The 22,714-nt window shown below is 39.0% G+C and carries 19 protein-coding genes; 8 read left to right on the forward strand and 11 right to left on the reverse strand.

Going from position 1 to position 22,714, the window contains the following annotated elements; genetic code table 11:
• Positions 1-380: 380 nt before the first annotated feature.
• Entirely contained in the window at positions 381-1,613 is a 1,233-nt protein-coding gene (tyrS, locus tag I7H67_RS17485; RefSeq protein ID WP_198308444.1) for a tyrosine--tRNA ligase, read from the reverse strand.
• A 61-nt stretch (positions 1,614-1,674) separates the two neighbouring features.
• On the opposite strand from tyrS, the gene I7H67_RS17490 reads away from it, so the two are divergent.
• Together I7H67_RS17490 and I7H67_RS17495 are read left to right on the forward strand one after the other, a co-directional pair.
• Positions 1,675-2,802: an anhydro-N-acetylmuramic acid kinase gene (locus tag I7H67_RS17490; RefSeq protein WP_004795587.1), complete on the forward strand. Its 1,128-nt coding sequence runs from the start codon at positions 1,675-1,677 to the stop codon at positions 2,800-2,802.
• Positions 2,803-2,929: 127 nt separating this feature from the next.
• Positions 2,930-3,772 (forward strand): alpha/beta fold hydrolase, encoded by an 843-nt coding sequence (locus I7H67_RS17495; RefSeq protein ID WP_198308445.1) that lies wholly within the window; start codon positions 2,930-2,932, stop codon positions 3,770-3,772.
• A gap of 62 nt (positions 3,773-3,834) precedes the next feature.
• Here the strand turns inward: I7H67_RS17495 and erpA are convergent, their stop codons facing one another.
• From erpA to I7H67_RS17515, 4 genes are all read right to left on the reverse strand, one after another.
• A complete protein-coding gene (gene erpA, locus I7H67_RS17500; protein WP_003656048.1) occupies positions 3,835-4,170 on the reverse strand; it encodes an iron-sulfur cluster insertion protein ErpA in 336 nt (111 codons plus the stop codon).
• 124 nt (positions 4,171-4,294) lie between these two features.
• The gene (locus tag I7H67_RS17505) at positions 4,295-5,299 is read right to left on the reverse strand and encodes a putative solute-binding protein (RefSeq protein WP_013196508.1); all 1,005 of its coding nucleotides are present in this window, start codon (positions 5,297-5,299) and stop codon (positions 4,295-4,297) included.
• 352 nt (positions 5,300-5,651) lie between these two features.
• A complete protein-coding gene (locus I7H67_RS17510) occupies positions 5,652-6,659 on the reverse strand; it encodes a putative solute-binding protein (RefSeq protein WP_003656045.1) in 1,008 nt (335 codons plus the stop codon).
• A gap of 255 nt (positions 6,660-6,914) precedes the next feature.
• Entirely contained in the window at positions 6,915-7,919 is a 1,005-nt protein-coding gene (locus I7H67_RS17515; RefSeq protein WP_198308446.1) for a putative solute-binding protein, read from the reverse strand.
• Positions 7,920-8,172: 253 nt separating this feature from the next.
• Between I7H67_RS17515 and I7H67_RS17520 the strand changes: the two genes are divergently transcribed.
• Complete coding sequence (locus I7H67_RS17520) at positions 8,173-10,104, forward strand: ATP-binding cassette domain-containing protein (protein WP_198308447.1); 1,932 nt, start codon at positions 8,173-8,175, stop codon at positions 10,102-10,104.
• 50 nt (positions 10,105-10,154) lie between these two features.
• Here I7H67_RS17520 and I7H67_RS17525 read toward each other — a convergent pair whose 3' ends face one another.
• The 6 genes from I7H67_RS17525 to dnaA form a co-directional block, all read right to left on the reverse strand.
• Complete coding sequence (locus I7H67_RS17525; RefSeq protein ID WP_198308448.1) at positions 10,155-11,081, reverse strand: hypothetical protein; 927 nt, start codon at positions 11,079-11,081, stop codon at positions 10,155-10,157.
• Positions 11,082-11,216: 135 nt separating this feature from the next.
• Complete coding sequence (gene cybC, locus I7H67_RS17530; protein ID WP_005308364.1) at positions 11,217-11,609, reverse strand: cytochrome b562; 393 nt, start codon at positions 11,607-11,609, stop codon at positions 11,217-11,219.
• A 37-nt stretch (positions 11,610-11,646) separates the two neighbouring features.
• Positions 11,647-14,115 carry a DNA topoisomerase (ATP-hydrolyzing) subunit B gene (gene gyrB / locus I7H67_RS17535; protein ID WP_004795574.1) on the reverse strand — a complete coding sequence of 823 codons (2,469 nt, stop codon included), beginning with the start codon at positions 14,113-14,115 and terminating at the stop codon, positions 11,647-11,649.
• Between the two features lie 52 nt (positions 14,116-14,167).
• Positions 14,168-15,250 carry a DNA replication/repair protein RecF gene (recF, locus tag I7H67_RS17540; RefSeq protein ID WP_005308367.1) on the reverse strand — a complete coding sequence of 361 codons (1,083 nt, stop codon included), beginning with the start codon at positions 15,248-15,250 and terminating at the stop codon, positions 14,168-14,170.
• Between the two features lie 14 nt (positions 15,251-15,264).
• Positions 15,265-16,413 (reverse strand): DNA polymerase III subunit beta, encoded by a 1,149-nt coding sequence (gene dnaN / locus I7H67_RS19745; protein WP_005308370.1) that lies wholly within the window; start codon positions 16,411-16,413, stop codon positions 15,265-15,267.
• A 97-nt stretch (positions 16,414-16,510) separates the two neighbouring features.
• A complete protein-coding gene (dnaA, locus tag I7H67_RS17555; protein ID WP_005308372.1) occupies positions 16,511-17,917 on the reverse strand; it encodes a chromosomal replication initiator protein DnaA in 1,407 nt (468 codons plus the stop codon).
• Positions 17,918-18,598: 681 nt separating this feature from the next.
• Between dnaA and rpmH the strand changes: the two genes are divergently transcribed.
• From rpmH to mnmE, 5 genes are all read left to right on the forward strand, one after another.
• Positions 18,599-18,733, forward strand: a complete 135-nt coding sequence (gene rpmH / locus I7H67_RS17560; RefSeq protein ID WP_000831329.1) for a 50S ribosomal protein L34 — start codon at positions 18,599-18,601, stop codon at positions 18,731-18,733.
• A gap of 29 nt (positions 18,734-18,762) precedes the next feature.
• A complete protein-coding gene (gene rnpA / locus I7H67_RS17565; protein WP_004795567.1) occupies positions 18,763-19,155 on the forward strand; it encodes a ribonuclease P protein component in 393 nt (130 codons plus the stop codon).
• A 10-nt stretch (positions 19,156-19,165) separates the two neighbouring features.
• Positions 19,166-19,486, forward strand: a complete 321-nt coding sequence (yidD, locus tag I7H67_RS17570; RefSeq protein WP_003656027.1) for a membrane protein insertion efficiency factor YidD — start codon at positions 19,166-19,168, stop codon at positions 19,484-19,486.
• A 5-nt stretch (positions 19,487-19,491) separates the two neighbouring features.
• Positions 19,492-21,252 (forward strand): membrane protein insertase YidC, encoded by a 1,761-nt coding sequence (yidC, locus tag I7H67_RS17575; RefSeq protein ID WP_004795565.1) that lies wholly within the window; start codon positions 19,492-19,494, stop codon positions 21,250-21,252.
• Positions 21,253-21,342: 90 nt separating this feature from the next.
• On the forward strand, positions 21,343-22,698 hold the full coding sequence (gene mnmE, locus I7H67_RS17580) for a tRNA uridine-5-carboxymethylaminomethyl(34) synthesis GTPase MnmE (protein ID WP_013199308.1): 1,356 nt from the start codon (positions 21,343-21,345) through the stop codon (positions 22,696-22,698).
• The last annotated feature ends 16 nt before the right edge of the window (positions 22,699-22,714 follow it).

Raw genomic sequence — 22,714 nt, forward strand, 5'->3', positions numbered from 1 at the left:
GGGTATTTCAGCCTTTTTCTATTGAGTGCCGTTTTTTTCTACTATTTTGCAAAAAAAGTGATATATATGGCTTTTTTTTAGGCATTTCCACCACTTTTATTAATTTTATTTTTAGGAAAATACAGTTCATCTTAGATTTTTGATGTCTTCTTATTCTTATATAGTCGTTAGAGGTATATATAGTATTCTCTATTCCAAAGGAATATTAGAGCAAATGCTCTACTCTCAAGCTATATTTCGCTCTATCTTGTTATTTGCTTTGATTACTTTTCATTATTACTGATCTATAAATTGTTCCACGTGGAACGTTGAATTGTTTTTTTTAATCCTTAAATAAAAAAAGCAGGATTACTCCTGCTTTTTATCACTACACAACATTCTTAGTCAGTGAATGTTACTCGTGCAATTGCTTTTTTACCTGACTGAATAATGAAAGTACCGTTTTCTTTTACAGAGAAACCTGCATCAACAGCCTTCCAATCAACTTTTACTGCACCGCGAGCTACTGCATCTTTTGCAGCTGCAGCATTCGGATTTAATCCAGCTACACGTAGAATCGTGGCAATAAAGATTTCTCCACCAAACTCACCACGAGAAATAGTCACCTCTGGGGTGTCTTCTGGTACTTCACCTTCTGTAATAAGGTTACCAGCACTTTTGTGTGCATTAGCGGCAGCTTCTGCATCATGGAAGCGCTCAACTAGCTCAAGTGCAAGAATACGCTTTACTTCTTGTGGATTACGACCAGCAGCAATTTCATCTAATAATGTTTTGATCTCATCTAGAGATTTAAAACTTAATAAATCAAAATAGCGTTCAATTAAAGAGTCTGGCATTGATAAAACTTTTTGGTACATTGCCCCTGGTGTATCAAATACACCAATATAGTTACCTAAAGATTTAGACATTTTATTTACGCCATCTAAACCTTCTAGAATCGGTACAGTGATACACACTTGTGATTCTTGGCCATAACGGCTTTGTAAGGTACGACCCATGAGTAAGTTAAAGGTCTGGTCTGTACCGCCTAACTCAACGTCAGCTTCAAGCGCAATTGAGTCATAACCTTGAACTAGAGGATATAAAAACTCATGAATTGCAATTGGCTGATGGTTGCTATAGCGCTTAGTAAAGTCATCACGTTCTAACATGCGAGATACGGTTTGCTGACTTGCTAGCTGAATAAGGTCAGCAGCAGATTTTTGATTAAACCATTCTGAGTTAAAACGTACTTTTGTTTTATTCGGGTCTAATATTTTGAAAACTTGTTCTTGATAAGTTTTAGCGTTGGCTTCCACTTGTTCACGTGACAATGGCGGACGAGTTGCGCTTTTACCAGTTGGGTCACCGATCATCGCTGTATAGTCACCAATTAAAAAGGTAACTTCATGGCCCAAATCTTGGAAAGTTTTTAATTTATTAATAAGAACCGTATGTCCTAAATGTAAATCTGGTGCTGTAGGATCGAAACCAGCTTTAATTTTAAGAGGACGATTCTCTTTGAGCTTTTTCAGTAAATCTTCTTCTGAAATAATTTCGTGCGTGCCTCGTTGGATGAGAGCAAGCTGTTCTTCGGCGGGCAAGAAATTTGACATCACAAAACCTAAACACATCAGTTATTCAATTTGTGCGATATACTAACATTTTTTCAGCGTCTTGCAGGGGAAGTTGCATATGAGCGCAATCTATATCGGCGTAATGACTGGCACTAGTATGGATGGTGTGGATATTGTTGCGGCTTCATTTGAGCCACTACAGCTTCATGCCACTCTTACAGTTCCATTTGAACCCGAGTTACGTGATGAGCTTATGGCGTTAACTTTGCCTGATGACAATGAAATTGACCGCATGGGTAAAGCTGATGTTGCTCTAGCCAAAATGATTGGTCATGGCATTAATACTCTCATTGAAAAAAATCAGTTAGATCGTAGTCAAATTAAAGCAATTGGTTCACATGGGCAAACCATTCGTCATCGCCCAGAACATGGATTTACTTTACAAATTGGTGATCCCAACATCATTACTGAAATTACTCAGATTCCGGTTGTTTCAGATTTCCGTCGTAGAGATATGGCAGCAGGTGGTCAAGGCGCACCATTGGTTCCGGCTTTCCATCAAGCATTATTTCAACATCCAAGTATTCATCGTGTGATTTTAAATTTGGGTGGCATTGCTAATGTGAGTATGCTGCCTGCCAATAATGCTGACGGCGTATTTGGTTTTGATACAGGGCCTGCAAATATTTTGATGGATGCTTGGTGCCATCGCCATACAGGTCATCCATATGATGAAAATGGTGACTGGGCTGCCTATGGTCATCCTATTCGCTCTTTACTCGACCGTCTTCATGCGCATGAGTATTTTTCTAAAGAACCCCCTAAGAGCACAGGTCGTGAAGACTTTAATATTGACTGGTTAGATGATCAGTTAATCGATTGGCGAAATGATTTAACTTACGATGAGTTAGAAGATACACCTGAAAACATCCAAGCTACCCTATTAAAGCTTACTGTGCGTGCCATTCAAAAAGCGATTTATCGCTCTGAGATGGAAACAGGTGAAGTATATGTATGTGGTGGTGGTGCTTATAACTCTTATTTATTAGAACAATTACGCTGGCGTCTTCGTAAGCACAATTGGTCTGTTCAACCTACAGATGTTTTAGGACTCTCCCCTACTTGGGTCGAAGCTACAGCATTTGCATGGTTAGCAATGCGTTTTGTAAATGGTTTAAGTGGTAATTTGCCTGCAGTAACAGGTGCTTCGGATTTCAGAATTCTAGGTACAATCACAGTAGTATAAAAACTACTTATTGATTGATTGGTCAGATTCGACCTCATAACACATTTACTGACCCGAAATGCTGTTATTTAAATGAGCATAAAAACTCATGATAAATGCCGACAAAAATAATTTAAGGCATGTTTGTATGGATCTGACTAAACGTATTCATCAATATACACGTGGGGCTTGGACATTCGATGTGATTGATTCAGGCCCTATAGATGGTCCACTCGTTGTTTTATTGCATGGTTTTCCTGAAACTGCTCATAGTTGGGAGCAAACCTCTGAATTATTGCATCAGCATCAATTTAGAACGCTTGCGATTCATCAACGTGGTTATAGTTTAAATGCTAGGCCTCAAAGCCGATTTCAATATTCACTGAGTGAACTTGTAGAAGATGTGGCCAGTTTCATTGAGCAGCTTGGCCAGCCAGTTTATTTAATTGGACATGACTGGGGCTCGGCAATCGCTTCGGGCATTGCGATGAAGTATCCACAATATATTCAGCATCTCACTTTAGTTTCTGTGCCTCACCAAGCTGCTTTTTTAAAAGCTTGTTTAAGCAGCAGACAACTTTTTAAATCTTATTATTTTGCAATTTTTCAGCTACCGATTCTGCCCGAACTTTTATTTAAAAAGATACCTAAATTGGGCCGGAAGTTTCTTAAGTCATCAGGCATGACCGAAGAGCAAATTGCAATATTCGAGGCTGAGTTTATAGAAGAAAATAGATTAACTACGGCATTGAATTGGTATCGTGGCTTTTTTTGGGACAAGCCTCAAAATCCTTTTAAAGCAATAGATGTTCCTACTCTTTTTATTTGGGGTAAACATGATATTGCCGTTACAGAAAAAAGTGCCGAGCTAAACTCACATTATTTTAAAAATAGTTATAACGCAGTTTTTATGGATGCATCGCATTGGATTCCATATCAGAATGCACCTGAACTGGTTCAATACTTTTTAGAATCTATCAGTGAAAAATAATGATTTGACCAATACAAAAACCTCTCAAAATAGAGAGGTTTTTTTTAATTTTAAAATTCTTTTTAAATCGAGAACGAAGAACCACAACCACATGTTGTTGTCGCATTCGGGTTTTGGATAATAAAACGCGACCCTTCAAGACCTTCTACATAGTCAACCACTGAGCCAATTAAATATTGATAGCTAAGTGAGTCAACTAGCATTTTTACATCGCCATTTACGAATTCTGCATCATCTTCATTTACGCTTTCAGCAAAATTGAAGCCATACGAAAACCCTGAACACCCGCCTCCTGTTACATACACACGTAACATGAGATCGTCATTCCCTTCACTATCACGGAGTTGGCGTACCTTATTGGCAGCATTATCTGTCAAAACTAGAGCTTGGGCATTCATGATGATTGTTCCTCGGATTTTGCTGTGCCTTTCAAAATAAAAAAGACCCTATATTGAGTATAGCATAATCAATATAGGGTCTGTCTTCGAAGTTTAAAGCGAATCTTGAGTATTTTTATCAAGATTATTTGTAATTCTCATCCTGTAAGCCACATTCGAAGTTTTTAGCATCTTGCTTACAACGGAATTGCCAAAGGAGTTTCATCATGCGTTTATCGTACACACCACGTTGTGTAAGATTAATTCGAGACTCACGCATAAGCTTTTGGTAGCCTGGTTTATCGGCTGCTGGAACATCCATCCAGTATTTTTGCGGAATATCAGCTTTCATTTTACCCAAGATGGTAAAGGCACGTGGTAGCTGACCTGAAACCCATTCTCTAGATTTCTGACCAAAACCAGCTGGGAACTTATCAGGACGGATAATAATATTTCCGGTGACCTGTAAGATCGGATAGTTCACGATCGCACCTTTTGTTCCTAAACCTTTTTGTAGTTCTAAAGGCTTAAATGCTGCTGCTGGCGCACCAATAATATCAACTTGATGGTTATTAAATTTCGCACCGAAATTTGTGACGTCAGCACTAACAGCCTGTGCTCCTACCTGCTGAACCATAATTTTTTGTGCTTCATCATAGTCAAGAACAGCAATTTTCTTACCTGCGGCTTTCGCTACTGTATTGATGCTGCGATCGTTTACTAGAAGGTAAGCATCACCAACTGGAATAACACCGACAACCTCATAGCGACCATTAACCATATATTTACTAAAAGTTGGACTCGCTAAACCTTGCATTATTTTTACAGCAAGTTTGAGGTCAGGAATGGCCCCAATCGCGTCTAATGATCCAGTAAATGAGTTAAATTGACGGCCACGCATCCCTGACACACTAATCCCATCACATTTGCCTGCTTTAAAATCTTCAGCAATCACGGCTTCATTTTGGTTCACTTTAAGTTCAATATCAGCTCCCCAGTTTTTAGCGGCAAGTTGATAATCCTTCATCAGCGCATAGACATCGCCATTTTTACCAACGAAGTCGAAAACACATACTGTTTGTTTAGCCTGAGCTGCAAAAGAAACTGTAGTAAGTCCCATCGCAAGTAATAGCATTTTGGAAAATTGCATATTCTTTTTCCTTTCCTTGTGGAGTTTTTGTTTTTCGATACCAAGAAATTTCACACCGTTCAGGTATGAATCGGATAGGCCTCATATAAAAATCATGATGGAATATTGGTATAGACCCTATTTGCTTTTATGATTTTATTTCCATGAAAAATAGACAGAGATTGACCTATCTATTAGCAATTATTTTAATCACTCAAGTCCTTGATCCATTTTTATACCTTCATGTTTCCTTATGAAGTTTTTATCTAAATTTAGCTTAACGTCTTTCTAATTAACCACAATGGCAGAATTGACAACACATATAAAACAAAAAGCCTAGAACTAAGTCTAGGCTTTTTGAGAGAAATTAGAATTATTCACCAGGCATTGAACATTCAAAGTTAGCCTTGTCTACAGAACAACGTGCTTTTTTCAATACAGACATCATTCCTGCATCGTAAACACCGCGTTTAGTTAAGTCCATACGGCCATCACGCAACATTTTTTGATACTTAAGTTTGTCTTCTGCACTTAAGTTCATTTTGTATTTGCCAGGAATTTGCGCTTCTAAACGGTTGATCATTGCAAAGTTCTTAGGTAACTGTTTAACAAACCAGTCACGAGATTTTTGACCAAAACCAGCTGGGAATTTATCAGAACGTAATACTAGATCTGCTGTAACGTGTAATACAGGGAAATTCCACATTACACCGTTTGCACCTAAACCTTTATTTAACTCTAATGGTTTGTAAGCATAAGCAGGCGCACCTACCATATCTACCTGACCATTGTTAAATTTCGCGGCAAAGTTTGAAATATCAGAAAGAACCGCTTGAGCACCTACACGTTGCACCATAATTTTTTGTGCATCGTCATAGCCAAGTACGGCAAATTTTTTACCCGCAGCTTTTTCAACAGAGTTGATGTTTTTGTCGCGTACGAAAATGAATGCTGAACCTAGCGGAGAAATACCAGCAACTTCATATTTTTTACCACCCATATTAGTGGTCATTTTTGCTGCATTACGCGCATCTAATACATAAGTAATTGCACGTTGAGCGATTTGGTTATTTGGAACACCACCGAGTGAGTCGATAGATCCTGCGAATTTGTTATATTGACGTGCACGCATTGCTGTCATTGCTACAGCATCACATTTGCCTGCTTTAAAATCATTATCAGCAACAGCCTCGTCCTGACGAGGAACTAAGTTAATTTCAGTACCCCAGCCTTTTGCAGCAAGAGCCCATTCTTCCATCATTTTATATGAGTCGCCTGCTTTTCCTAAGAGGTCGAATACACATACGGTACTCGCTGCTTGCGCTGAAGCAGAAAAACCAACAACAGAAGCGGCAGCCATAGCAAGTACGATTTTTTTCATTTTCTTCATCCTTCCACGGAACAGATTTTTTGTTTGAAGTTTCCTTTCAAACACAGATATTAATCATGTTTTTTAGAAAAAAATAGAGCTTTTACTCAAATATTTTTATCTCATTGAACCATTGTTTGTTCAATTTAAATTATTTATTAGTAGTAAAAATCACTAAGTTTCCGTAAGTTACTTTTTATATTCACAATTTTCATACCCATATTCAGCTTTGAAATATATGTAGCGTTTTTGTGTTTAAAAAACAAACTATTCTCCATTAAGGGTACATTCAAAATTAGTTCTTTCAACCGTACAACGAGCACGCTTCAGCACACTCATCATTGTTGCATCGTATACACCTTGTTTTGTTAAGCTGAGGCGACCTTCACGTAAAATTTTTTGATATTTAATTTTGTCTTCAGCTGAAAAATTCATTTTAATTTTTGAGGGTACGCCCATTTCTAGCCGTTTTATCATGGCAAAGTTCTGAGGTAGTTGCTGTAGAAACCAAGCACGTGACTTTATACCGAAATCTGCGGGAAATTTATCACTTCGAGCAACTAAATCTCCCGTAACGTTAACCACAGGGAAAGTAAACATTGCCCCTTTCCCTCCTACCCCTTTACCAATCTCTAAAGGTTTATAAGCATAAGCTGGTGCAGCAATTGCATCGACTTGTCCACTATTAAACTTTTTCACAAAATCGGTAATTTCTGATGGAATGGCCTGCGCTCCAACACTTTCCACCATAATTTTCTGTGCTGCGTCATATTGCAAAATAGCAAATTTAGTACCGCGTACTTTTTCAATTGAATTCAGGTTTTTATCTCTTACAAATAAATAAGCCAATCCAATCTGAACAATCCCGACGACTTCGTAATTAGCTCCATTTTGTGCAGTTACCATACGATGTTTATTGCGCTTATCGAGAACAAAACTAATTGCTTTTTGCGCAATAGCATTACTGGTGACCCCACCAATCGCATCGATCGAACCTGCAAATTTATTATAATTTCTCGCCCGCATGGAAGTCATATAAGCAGCATCACACTTGCCTTCACGCAACCTACGGTCAACCAAAGCTTCATCTTGAAATGGAATTAAAGTGATATCTGCTTGCCACTCTTTCGCTGCAAGCGCCCATTCTTCCATCAGTTTATAGGATTCACCTGACTTTCCTAATAAATCAAACACACAGACATTTTGTCCTGCATGTACTGTCCCCATAGCACAGCAAAATGCTGCGCCAATTATCCCCAATTTTTTTTTCATTTGACTTTCCTTAGTCTAGTTTTATTAGTAGCTCATTAATCAACCAAATTTTAAACTGTTTTTATTTTAGCCATATTTTTTTAAATGTGTTCTATCTTGTTCAATATTTTCAGAATTTCGGATGAATAGCGAAATTTAGAATGTCTTGATATATGTAATTATTAATAGCCGCTCACTAAAATCCGGAAAGTTTTGTTTTCATCGGCAGTTCTCTTTAAAATACAGCATCCCTAACTCACCTCGATACAATAAGATGATTCAATTTGACCAAGTTTCTTTACGCCGCGGTGGACGTGTTCTATTTCAAAAAGCGTCTATGCAATTACACCCAGGTTGGAAGATTGGTCTAACTGGGGTAAATGGTGCAGGTAAGTCGACGTTATTTGCTGCATTACTTGGAAGTTTAGGTGCAGATGAAGGTTCACTTACTCGCCCTACAGGCTGGACTGTCGCGCATATGGCTCAAGAAATAAAAGCCTTAGATATGCCTGCAATTGATTTTGTTCTTTCGGGTGATGAAGAATTTTGGGATATTCAAAATAAGCTTGCTCAACCAGATCAACTGACTGATTTGGAATTGGCTAAATTGCATGGCCGCTTTGATGAAATTCATGGTTATTCAGCACCATCTAAAGCAGCCCAACTCATGGCTGGTCTTGGTTTTCTAGAAAATCAATTGCGTTTGAATGTTGAGAGTTTCTCAGGTGGATGGCGTATGCGCTTAAATTTAGCGCGTACCCTTATGAGCCGTTCAGATTTATTATTACTAGATGAACCAACCAACCACTTAGACTTGGATGCAATCTTGTGGTTAGAAGATTGGCTTAAAGCCTATGAAGGTACACTCATCCTCATTTCGCATGACCGCGACTTTTTAGATGCGATTACAGATCATATTCTTCACATCGAAAATCAGGAACTCACGCTTTACACCGGAAACTACTCTACATTTGAAACTACGCGTAGTGAACGTCTTGCCCAACAACAACAAGCTTTTGAGAAACAAGAAGAAACGCGCGCTCACCTACAAAAGTTTATTGACCGTTTTAAAGCAAAAGCGACTAAAGCTCGTCAGGCGCAGAGTCGCATTAAACAACTTGAGCGCATGCAGCAACTTGCACCCGCTCATGTAGATACGCCATTTACTTTTAGTTTCCGTGAACCCACCAAAATGAGTTCTCCTTTGCTGACTTTAGACAATGCCAGTATTGGTTATGGTGATAAACAAATAGCTGAAAAAATCAGATTACAAATTACACCAACCTCACGTATTGGTTTACTTGGTATGAACGGTGCAGGTAAATCAACATTGATTAAGAGTTTAGTTGGTGATTTACCACTCTTAGCGGGTGAACGTAAAGCTTCTGAACTGCTTAACATTGGTTACTTTGCGCAGCACCAAATGGATGCTTTAGATGGGCATGCTACTCCAATGTTACAGCTTGCTCGTATAGCAGATAAAAAAATTAGTGAAGCCACCCTACGTTCTTTCTTAGGTAGTTTTGGCTTTAGTGGTGAACGCATGGATACGCCATGTGAAACCTTTTCTGGTGGAGAGCGCGCCCGTTTAGCCCTCGCACTCATTGTATGGCAGCGTCCAAACGTTTTAATTCTCGATGAACCGACGAACCATTTAGATCTAGATATGCGTCATTCACTGAGCATGGCATTACAAGACTTTGAGGGTGCTGTTGTACTGGTTTCCCACGAACGTCAACTGATTGCAAGTGTTTGTGACGAGCTTCTTTTGGTACACGGCGGTAAATGTACCGAATTCGAAGGTGATTTACAGGATTATGCAAAATGGCTACGTGAAGCACGTCAGCAACTTATCAATGCTCAAACTGCTGTGGCGCAGAATAATTCGTCCTCAACCACTGCTGCCGTCCCAGCTAAAGTTGATAAAGAAGCACAGCGTAAAGAAGCAGCTCGCCGTCGTGAACAAACTCGACCTATTCGTAAAAACATTGAAAAAGTTGAGTCTCAAATTGAGAAGCTTCAACCGCAGCTTGCCAAAATTGAAGAATCTCTAGCAGACACATCTCTATATGAGGCTGCACGTAAAGATGATTTACTCAAACTTATGAATGAACAGACTGAGCTGAAGGCTAAACTTGAGCAACACGAAGAGCAGCTTTTAGAACTCATGATGGAGTTAGAAGAAATGGAAGCTTCTTTTGATTAATCTGTTTTCTAAAATAAAAAAGCCGATTTCTTAATCGGCTTTTTTATTAATTAATAAGGGGTATAAAAAGCCCCTAATTCATTTAAATTGCTATTTACAGGTAAAGGCCAAACATTGCTTGATTGGCTATCTGCGATATATAGATCATAACCGCCTCGACTGCCTGTTTGCCCAGCAAGAGACACTACCATGTAACGCTGATCTAAAGGCGCTGGATCGGAAGTATCATAATTAATGCTGTTGAATGGCAAACGTGTGGTTTGTTTGTTAGCCATATCATAAGCATAGATCTGATCATGGGCATTTGTTGCGCTATACCAACGCACATATAAAAACTGACTGCCTTGCCACCATACTGGATAATATGAGGCAATATTGGTCAGTTGTGTATCATAGGCACCCGACTGATCAATACTGAAAACTCTAGAATTATTTCCAGCACCTTTCGCATACAAGATTTGGGTGGTATTTACCATCGGATAAGGCATCGATTCTTCTATGTCCCAACCATTTTGAGTGACAGAAGTAATCGTCCGATCCGTTATTTTAACGATTTTTAAATCGCCATTTTGTTTAAAAATAATACGCTGGTTATCTATGAATTTTGGATCTTCATCGCGTTTGTTATTTCCCTGAGTTAAGTTAATGGGTAACTCACTACTCCCCACTTTCCAAGCATACACATCCCATGCATCGCCATAATGCTGCCCAGAGTTAACCCCCATAAAAGTTAACCATTTTCCATCTGGGGAAAAATGACCATTCATCATATGGTCGATTTTCCAGTTCGTGCCCAGTAATGTAGTCTGCTGCGTTGTGAAGTGATAAAGATAAAGCTTACTGTCCCATGCGTCATAATCACTATAACGATGAAATACTAATTTGCCATAAAAGGTCGGGACTGTAGCAGCATGCAATTGAAATACACTAGTGACAAAAACAATGCTACCCAATATGAGTTTATAAATCTTTTTCATAATTATATTGCCTATTGTTATTAGTAAGTACCGCCTAGAGAATATAACTTCCAATAGTTTAGGAGTTAAACAAAATGCTTTTCTGGATACAAAAAAAGGGCTAATGATGATTAGCCCTTTCCCATAAAAAATCAATTATCTAAATTTTTTATGATTTTCATTTCGAATTTTGACTAAATTGATTGCTTCAGTTTTTGCTTGGTCTAATTGTCCTTGCTCAACTAATGCAGTTACTTTATCAATCTCAGTAACCAGCTGATCTAAACCAGCCTGGTACTCTTTTACCTGTACATTTCCTGAAGGTAAACCTTCGAGTTTATGCGGCAAATATTGCTTAGAAGAAACTGCTGCTTCACGCATTACAACAAGTTGTTGTTTCGCATTAGCAGCATCTTTCGCTTCAGCAAATGCTTTAGTGCTCTTAGCTAAAGTTTTCATATTTGTTTCTAAATCAGCTGCCCAAACAGCAGAGCTTCCTAAAAACGCACATGAGATTAACAAACTAGCTAATACTTTCTGACCCATCATCTTCTCTCCCTAGACTGATTTAGAATCGTGTTATCAATTAAGCATCAATATCCGCATTTAAAGCATTTTCTTCAATGAATGCACGACGTGGTTCCACATCATCACCCATCAAGCAAGAGAACATACGATCTGCTTCAATCGCATCATCAATAGTTACCTGCAACATATTACGGTTTTCAGGATCCATTGTCGTTTCCCAAAGCTGTTCAGCGTTCATCTCGCCAAGACCTTTATAGCGCTGAATCATCATACCGCGGCGCGAATCTTGCAAAATATGCTGCCAAACCTGATGGAAGTTAGCCACTTGAATACGGCGATCACCTTTTTGTAAATAAGCACCATCTTCAAGCAAACTGAACCAGCTCTTCGAGTTTTTCAGCAAACGTGCATACTCAGCTGAATTCAATAAAGCTGCATCAAGCAAATATGCATGTGGCAAGTTATGAACATATACCGTAATACGCGGCCAATAATGCGCAGATTTTTCACCTTGAGCATTTTCACGTTCAAATGACTCTAGTGTAATTTCTGGACGTAAACTTGGCTGTAATCTTGTAATGATAGCTTTTACTTGATCAGCCCATTGTTGTACATAAGCCTGATCATGATTTTGATCGCTCTTGAATGCTTCTACTTCAAGTAAAGCATCCAATAAGCTAGCTGGATAACGTAAAGTTAAGCGCTGTAAGCTCTTTTGTGAAACTTGATAGTCTTGAATGACTTTTGCAAGTGCCTCACCCGTAATAGCAGGTGCTTCAGCATTGGTATGCAAAGACAGCTCATCAATCGCATTTGAAATTAAATAAGTTTCCAATGCATCATTATCTTTGATGTATTGTTCCTGCTTACCCTTTTTCAATTTATACAAAGGTGGCTGTGCAATATAAATATGCCCACGCTCAACCAATTCTGGCATTTGACGGAAGAAGAACGTTAATAACAAGGTACGAATGTGCGAACCATCAACGTCGGCATCGGTCATGATAATGATTTTATGATAGCGTAGCTTATCGGGATTATATTCTTCACGACCAATACCACAGCCAAGCGCAGTAATTAAAGTACCAACTTCCTGACTAGAAATCATTTTGTCAAAGCGCGCACGTTCAACATTCAGGATTTTACCTTTCAAAGGTAAAATAGCCTGCATTTTACGGTTACGGCCTTGCTTGGCACTACCACCTGCAGAGTCACCCTCGACAAGATATAGTTCAGAAAGTGCTGGATCTTTTTCCTGACAATCTGCCAATTTACCTGGTAAACCAGCGATATCAAGTGCGCTTTTACGACGCGTCATTTCACGTGCTTTACGTGCAGCATCACGCGCACGTGCAGCATCAATAATTTTACCTGCAATCGATTTTGCAGCTTGCGGGTTTTCAAGTAAGTAAGCAGAGAACTCTTTGTTCATGGCTTGCTCAACTGCTGGTTTTACTTCACTCGATACCAGTTTTTCTTTGGTTTGAGATGAGAACTTCGGATCAGGTACTTTTACCGAAATAATAGCAGTTAAACCTTCACGCGCATCGTCACCGGTTACATTGACTTTTTCTTTCTTGATAATATTTTCATTTTCAAGATATTGGTTAAGACCACGTGTCAACGCTGCACGGAAACCTGCTAAATGCGTACCACCATCTTTTTGAGGAATGTTATTAGTAAAACAACGAACGTTTTCTTGATAACTTTCATTCCACTGCAACGCTACTTCTACAACAATGCCGTTATCTGTATCCGCAGTAAAATGGAAAATCTCATTCAGATGAGTTTTACCTTCGTTAATGTATTTTACGAACTCAGATAAGCCACCTTCGTAGTCATACACATGTTCAAGGTTAATTCGTTCATCACGTAAAACAATACGCACGCCCGCGTTTAAGAATGAAAGCTCACGTAAACGACGCGCTAAAATTTCTACGTTAAAGATCGTTTGACTAAAAGTTTCTGCACTTGGCCAAAAACGTACTGTTGTACCGCTCTTATCTGTTTCACCAATCACGCGTAATGGATATTGCGGATCGCCGTGTTGATATTCTTGCTCATGCACTTGACCAGCGCGAGAAATCATTAAATGTAATTTACGCGAAAGTGCGTTTACTACAGAAACACCTACACCGTGCAAACCACCTGAAACTTTATAGCTGTTGTCATCAAACTTACCACCTGCGTGCAGAATGGTAAGAATTACTTCAGCTGCAGAAACACCTTCTTCAGGGTGAATATCGGTTGGAATACCACGGCCATTATCAGAAACGCTTACTGACTCATCTTCATGAATAGTGACAATAATTTCATCACAATGCCCAGCTAAAGCTTCATCGATTGCGTTATCGACTACCTCGAATACCATATGGTGTAAACCGGTACCGTCGTCTGTATCCCCAATATACATACCCGGACGTTTACGAACTGCATCTAATCCACGTAATACTTTAATACTAGAGGAATCATAAGCCTTTTCATTGGTTTGTTCTGTTTGAGAGGCTGATTGAGACTCTGAACTCATGGTTTCTCCCTAGCAAATATAGGTTTATTCAAAGATGGTTAACATCAAAAAATTATGGTGAAGCAAGACTAACTTGACCGGATTCAACATTGAATAATTGATATGAAATAGACAGATCATGTAAGTGTTTTTTTACCGATGCATGATCTAAAGTTGTCATAAAAACCTGGCTACCAAGTTGGCTTAATCGTTCAATTAAACGTTGTTGTGCGGTTAAGTCTAATTCTGCTGTCAGATCATCTAATAATACCACAGTTTCCTTATTACTCGCATGTAACATTGCAATTTGTGACAGTTTTAAAGCAATAATCAGCAATTTTTTCTGACCTCTTGATAAAACCACATCAGCATGTCCAAAAGGGGTTTTTAAGCGCAAATCTGCGCGATGAGGACCATATTCGGTATACCGTCTTTCGATATCTTTTTGGTGTTGATTTAGTAGGTCTTGCATGAGGCCCTGCTCTGTATGAAAACCTGGACTGTATTCCAGTTCAATTTCAAGATCAGGTAGTAATTGGCTCAAATCATTTTGAAAAAACACATTCCATTGTTCCACAATACCCAAGCGCTGAGAGTGCAAAATTTCACCATAATCACTCAGCATTTTGTTCCAAGGCTCTAAATCAGCCAACGACAAATTTCTTCGGGTTTTAAGTAGCGTATTTCGCTGTTTTAATGCACGCGAATAGTATTGCCATGCAAAATAAAATTCAGGTTCCACGTGGAACATCAGCCAATCTAAAAGTTGGCGTCGTGGTTTTGCACCATGGTCGATAATGTCGGTACTTTGTGGATCAAGATGCTGCAAAGGAAGCAATTTAGCAAGTTGGCCTTGGGTAGCTACGGTATCGCCATTAACCTTCATCAACTGCTCACCAGATGCTAACTTTTGCATGCCAATTTTTTCAGTACTAGACTGTGCAAAGACAATCGCATCTTCGGCAGCATACTGAATATAGTTTTTAGGAATATGAGTGCGGAACGATCGTCCAGTTGCAAGCAAATGAATTGCTTCCAGAATTGAGGTTTTCCCTGAACCATTAGCGCCATAAAATATATTAAACGGTTGCAACCCTTGGAGTGCAACCGTTTTTAAATTACGCACACGTTCAATGTTTAAGCGCGTAAGATGCATATTAGATAGCCAGACTATACACGCATCGGCATAACTACATAAGTTTGATCAGTATGTGCTGGATCTTGAACCAAAACAGACTGATTCGCTTCACTCATACTCATGTTTACGTCATCGCCATCAAGTACACCCAATACTTCAAGTAAATATTGTGCATTAAATGACATTTCAAGTGGCACGTTTTGATATTGGATAGCTAAATCTTCAATCGCCTCATCTTGCTCAGGGTTATTCGCACGAAGCTGTAAAGAATCTTGATTAAAATTCAAGAAAACACCACGCAATTTCTCATTACTCAAAATTGCAACACGTTGTAATGATTGCTTAAATACATCATGGCTAATTAATACATGTTTATCGCCACCACGTGGAATTACACGACGATAATCAGGGAATTTTCCATCAATCAATTTTGTTGTAAAACGAACAGTAATATCACCCTGCTCTTTGTCACGACTTGGCGTATTGATGGTTACATTTAACAACTCACGACCAATCAACAATGTTAATTGTTCATCTTCAATACTCAATAAGCGCTGTAATTCACCAACAGCTTTACGAGGTACAATAGCCTGAACCAATTGAGATGATGTAGAAGAAGCCGTAATTTCACAAAGTGCTAAACGGTGTCCATCTGTTGTTACTGCACGCAATTGATTTTCATCAATTTCCAATAAAGTACCTGTTAAATAGAAACGTACATCTTGTACAGCCATCGCAAAAGCAGTTTTTTCAAATAAACGCTTTAACTCACGTTGAGTTACCTGTACTTGAGTACCTTGACTATTTTCAGTCGTCAATAATGGATAATCTTCTGCTGGTAAAGTTCCTAATACGAAACGGCTATTACCAGATTTTAAGATACATCTTTGATCTTCAGTAATTTGTAAATCAATTAATGCAGCTGTAGGCAATGATTTACAAATTTCCATTAATTTACGCGCAGGGACTGTGGTTTCCCCTGCTTCAAGGCATGCCCCTTCTGTTAAAACAGTGCTCGCAACCAGTTCGACCTCTAAATCGGAACCAGTAATGGTGAGCGCCTGAGCATTAGTCTGAATTTTGACGTTTGAAAGAATATTCAATGTATGACGACGTTCTACCGCACCGACAACATGCGATAAAACATTGAGTAAACTTTCTTTAGCGATTTTCAAACGCACGATTCATTCCTCTAGCAACTTGGAGCAAATATTTCATTTTTTAGCTGTGTACTATGCTGCACTTACGTAGACTTTGCAACAATGTCTTATTATTTCATTAACTCTGAAGTAGACGCAGTAGATTTTTATAATCTTCGTCAAAAATTGGATCTTCTCCGCGCAGACTGGTTACTTTTTCACATGCATGCATCACAGTACTGTGGTCACGTCCACCAAAAGCCATTCCAATTTCAGGAAAACTATCACCGGTCAATTCACGAGCAAGTCCCATTGCTAACTGACGTGGTCGAGCATAAATTCGCGTACGTTTGGGCCCTACTAATTCTTTTAATGGAATACGGAAATATTCACTTACCACGCGCTGAATATTTTCTACACTAATCGTTCGTGCACGGATAGCCAGCACATCTTTTAAAGACTCACGCACAACATCAAGATCGATTGGCGCACCTTTAAAACGAGAAATTGCAACGACTTTATTAAGTGCCCCTTCAAGTTCACGTACGTTAGCAACCACTTGTTGTGCAATAAATAATGCACAATTTCGAGGTAAATCAACGCCGCTATTTTCCGCTTTCTTTAATAAAATTTCGATACGAGTTTCAATATCTGGTGGTTCAACACCTACTGAAAGTCCCCAAGAAAAACGGGAAACTAAACGTGGATCTAACTCTGTTAATTCTTTTGGATAACGATCTGAAGTTAAAATAATTTGTTTAGATTCATCAAGTAAAGCATTAAATGTATAGAAGAACTCAACTAGACTCGCCTCTTTACCTGCTAAGAGATGAATATCATCTACCAATAATAAATCCAAAGAACGGCAGTTCTTCTTAAATTCTTCTACTTTGCCTTTTTGTAAAGAACTCACAAAATCCTGAACAAAACTCTCAGAAGTCATATACATCACACGAGCATTTGGTTTGGCTTGTAATAAAGCATTACCAACTGCTTGCATTAAGTGTGTCTTACCTAATCCTGTAGGACCGTATAAAAACAAAGGGTTATGCTGGGAAGCACCTAATTGAGTTAATACTTTTCTACATGTTTCAGCAGCCATCTGGTTCGAACGGCCTTCAACAAATAAAGAAAAAGTAAACTGAGGATTCAGTAGTTTCTTTTTTGATGTTTTCGGATTGACGACACTATTCGCATGTGGGCTAGAAACAGACTCAGGCTCTTTTTTTACTTTAATACTTTGTGGTGGTGCAGTTTGCAAAGCAGCTGTAGTGGTTGCTGGTTGTTCGCTCGATGACAAAATACTCCCAGGACGAGAATCAACTAAAATCTCAACCTGACGTACACGTCCTTCTGACAACTGCTCAGCCAATATAGAAATTAATTCTAAATGATTCTCTTGAATGTAACGCGTCCAATAAGGGTTAGGAGCATAAAGACGTAGTATCCCTTCTACTTCTTCAGCAACTAATGGGCGAATCCACATCGCAAAGACGTTATCAGAGAGCTCTTGTCGCAAGCGAGTTAAGCAGTCTGTCCAAAGCATGTGTATCCCCTATTTTTGCGTTTTTAAATTCAAACAATCTAAAGATTCACCCTTCCATATGAGAAGGGGTCGCCATTCTAACCAAGTTATCCACATCTGTCATGACGAATTCGAGTGATTTTGTCTAAAAAGAAAACTCTTGTGAATAAATTTAAATTCAAAACCACTTGTGTATAACTTTTTGCACAACCTGTGGATAAATTATCACACAAACTTATCCACAATCCATAAATATAATAAAAACAGAGTTATCAACAACCCAAATACATGTTTTTTAAATTTAAAAGTACGAAATCCACAGAAAAAACCGCTCCTAATAAGAATAAATATAAATTTTAAAATTTGAATTTATTTAATAAGGGTGTGATCTTTTGTGGATAACTACAAAATATGAATTTAAATTCAAATGCAGCAAATCAAAGCCAAGATGATATCTTGTTTTGTTGATAAATATGTATATAAGGTGTGTATATAATAAAAGTTCCAATAAAAATAGACAATTACTTTGTGTATAACTTTGAAAACTATATATTGCACTGAATTATGACAATCATAAAAAGAAGTAGAGAGATTAAAAATTTGGGTTAAATACAAAACTTTCTTGGTTTTTCATTGACAGCGTAAACATTGCACAATAAAATCGCGGACCTTTATAGAAAGATCATTTTTGGGAGTTTCGATATGAAACGTACTTTCCAGCCATCTGAATTAAAGCGTAAACGCGTTCATGGTTTCCGTGCTCGTATGGCAACTAAAGCTGGTCGTCAAGTATTAGCTCGTCGTCGTGCAAAAGGTCGTCATAGCTTAACTGTTTAATACTGTTACGCTGACCAGACTTGGGTGTGATGACACTTTACAATTTTAGCACAGATGTGCGAATACGCTGTGCTGCAGATTATAAAAGTGTATTCGATGGTGCGCTTTTTAAAGTGCATCAACCCCATTTTTTATTTCTTGCAAAATTAACCGAACAGCCTAATAGCCGTTTGGGTATTGTTGTTGCTAAGAAAAAAGTGCGCCGTGCGCATGAAAGAAATCGAATAAAACGTCTTGCTCGTGAGAGCTTTCGTCTACATCAGCCGAATTTTGGATCAGATATAGATATTGTGGTAATGCCGAAAGTCGGTATAGAAGCGATTACGAATGCTGAGCTATATCAACAATTAGATTTTGCTTGGCAAAAATTACAACGCTTAGCAAAAAAACATTCTAAAGTTGGCACAACCTCGCAGAATTAAGAGATAGCCAATGGTTCGTTTTCTACGTTGGTTGATTCGACTGTATCAAATTGCGATTAGTCCGCTTCTTGGACCCCGTTGTCGTTATATCCCGACCTGTTCCCAATATGCGATAGAAGCATTGCAAACTCATGGTGCAATCAAAGGCGTTTGGTTATCTTCTAAACGAATTTGTCGTTGTCATCCGTGGGGCGGATCTGGATATGATCCGGTACCGCCAAAAGCAATTCGTTTTATTTCGTTTCATCAAATAGATTCTCAAACGCATCATGTTGCTGTACCCTTTCGTGATCGTTTACTGAAGCAAAATCTCTCTAACCATTTGGGGTAATAGATATGCAACAATGGGCCAGGTTTGCAATTCTCGGGGCCATGTTTGTCACCGCATATTTGCTCATTTTGGCTTGGCAAAAAGATTATGGAAATGCTGCAACTGCACCGCAAAAACAAGCGGCGGCTGTAAGTTCACATGAAGTATCTGCTGATTTGCCAAATGCTAAAAATGCAACAGTGGCTTCCGATGTGCCACAAGCAAATATTGCGCAGTCACAAACCACAGATGCAACTGCACCTGTGAATCAACAGCTTATTTCAGTACAAACTGACCTTTACCATATTTGGATCAATCCAAAAGGTGGTGATATTGTTCGTATTGAATTACTCTCACACGACAAAAGCAAAGACAGCGATCAGCCATTTGTTATGCTTGAAAATGATGCCAAGCGTACATATGTTGCTCAATCTGGCTTAATTGGTTTGAATGGGCCAGATAGTAGTCGTGGTGGTCGTCCATTATATGCGGTTGAAAAAACATCATATACTTTGGCTGATGCTAAGGGTGTACAGGATCAAAAGGGTCAATCTGAAAAAGTTTTAAACGTTCCGATGGTATTTAAAACACCTGAAGGCGTTGAAATTATTAAAACTTTCACCTTTACCCAAGGGCAATATCCAATTGTTGTAAGACATCAAGTGATTAACCGTAGCCAACAAAGCTGGCAAGGTCAGATGTTTGGACAATTAAAGCGTGATAACTCTGATGATCCTGGTAAATCTTCTCAAGGTATTTTCACTCTAGGAACTTTCTTAGGTGGAGCTTGGGGAACACCTGATTCACACTACAACAAGCTTAAGTTTGCTAATTTCTCAGAAGAAAAAGTAAATACTGAAGCGAAAGGTGGATGGGTTGCGATTGTTCAGCACTATTTTGTAAGTGCTTGGATTCCTGGGAATCTTAAACTGACTCAAGCAAATGGTCAGCCTTATGTAGCTAAACTTGAATCTCGTCAATCTGCTGATCATATGAATATCATTGGTTTTACCTCACCAGTGATTAATGTTCCGGCAGGCACTTCAATGGAAGTGGACGCAAAACTTTATTCAGGCCCGAAAGTACAATCTGAATTAAAAGATTTAGCGGTTGGCTTGAATCAGACTGTCGATTATGGCTGGTTATGGCCGATTGCCAAGTTATTGTTCTTAGGTCTTCAATTCTTCCATAGTATTGTGGGCAACTGGGGATGGTCAATTATCTTACTTACCGTGATGGTGAAGATGATTTTATGGCCTTTATCTTCAAAAAGTTATCGTTCTATGGCGAAAATGCGTGTGATTGCACCAGAAATGCAACGCATGAAAGAAGAGTTCGGTGAAGACCGTATGCGCTTCTCTCAAGAAATGATGGCTTTATACAAACGTGAACAAGTGAATCCACTTTCAGGTTGTTTACCATTGTTGCTACAAATGCCAATTTTCCTTGCCTTGTATTGGGTACTCATGGAAAGTGTGGAATTACGTCACGCACCGTGGTTAGGCTGGATTCAAGACTTGTCAGCAATGGATCCTTGGTTCATCTTGCCGTTAATCATGGGTGCTACCATGTTTGCACAGCAAATGTTGAACCCGCAACCCGCTGATCCTATGCAGGCAAAAGTGTTCCGCATTATGCCGATTATGTTCACGGTATTTATGTTGTTCTTCCCAGCAGGTCTCGTGTTGTACTGGATTGTGAACAACAGTATTACCATTTTACAGCAGTCGTTTATTAATAAGAGCGTTGAAAAAAGTCGTATAAATAAGACTGAATCAGCTTCTTAATCGTTGAACTTTTGCTGAATAAATCCGCTTAAGATGGTAATCTTAGGCGGATTTTTCTTTGGCTGGATTTTAGGTTTTTAGGTGAATAATATGCAAAGTCAAACCACGATTGCCGCAATTGCAACGCCACCAGGGCGTGGTGGTGTGGGCGTGATTCGCCTATCGGGACCTAAAGCTTATGAGATTGCTCAAAACCTGACACAGAAAAACTTGCCTGAAGCACGTATGGCAGGTTTTCGTAAGTTTTATGATGCTGATGGCAGCATTATGGATGAAGGGATTGTTCTATGCTTTCCCAATCCCTACTCGTTTACAGGTGAAGATGTTGTAGAGCTACAAGGTCACGGTGGTCCAGTCATTCAAAATGCATTGCTTGGTCGTCTATTTGAGCTGGGTGCAATTGCTGCAAAAGCTGGTGAATTCTCCATGCGCGCTTTTGAAAATGGCAAGATGGACTTGGTACAAGCAGAAGCAATTGCCGACTTGATTGATGCGACTTCACAAGCTGCAGCACGTTCTGCCGTTCGTTCTTTACAAGGTGCTTTTTCAACAAAAATTAATACGGTTTTAGAAAAACTGATCCATTTACGCTTACATGTTGAAGCTGCAATTGATTTTCCTGAAGAAGAAATCGATTTCTTAGCAGACGGTAAGATTTTAGCTTTACTTGAAGATGTTCAGCAGTCAGTACATGCAGTTCAAACATCTGCACGACAAGGTCAATTACTACGTGAAGGATTACAAGTCGTTATTGCGGGTAAACCAAATGCAGGTAAGTCGAGCTTGTTGAATGCGCTAGCTGGCGTTGAGCGCGCAATTGTGACCGATATTGCTGGTACAACTCGCGATGTTTTACATGAAAAAATTAGCTTAAATGGCCTACCAATCACCTTAACAGACACAGCTGGCCTACGTGAAACAGGTGACATTGTTGAAAAAGAAGGGATTCGCAGAGCAATTAAAGAAATTGAACAAGCTGATTTGTTATTGCTGGTTTATGATTTAAATCAAGGTGATGACCCATTAAAACTTGCTCAAGAATATTTTGCTGAACACATCGAACCTCGTCGCCTAATGTTAATTGGCAATAAATGCGATTTAACAGGTCAATTAGCTGAAATAAACGATTTTCAAGGGTTCCGTCATATAACCGTTTCTGCAAAACAAGAGATGGGCGTACAAGGCCTCGTAGAGGCGATTACAGCGCATGCAGGCTTCCACCCTGAGGAAGACACCTTTATTGCAAGAACACGTCATTTAGACGCAATGAAGCGCACACAGCTCTATCTTTCAGAAGCACGCGAGCAACTTGTTGTGTTTAACGCAGGTGAACTGGTTGCTGAATCATTACGCCTTGCTCAAAATGCTTTAGGTGAAATTACCGGTGACTTTAGCGCCGATGACCTATTAGGCAAAATCTTTGGTTCGTTTTGTATTGGAAAATAATTAAAAAATTCTGAAT

The organism is Acinetobacter sp. ACIN00229 (assembly GCF_016106645.1).
In the GTDB taxonomy this organism is placed as follows: Bacteria; Pseudomonadota; Gammaproteobacteria; order Pseudomonadales; family Moraxellaceae; genus Acinetobacter; species Acinetobacter oleivorans.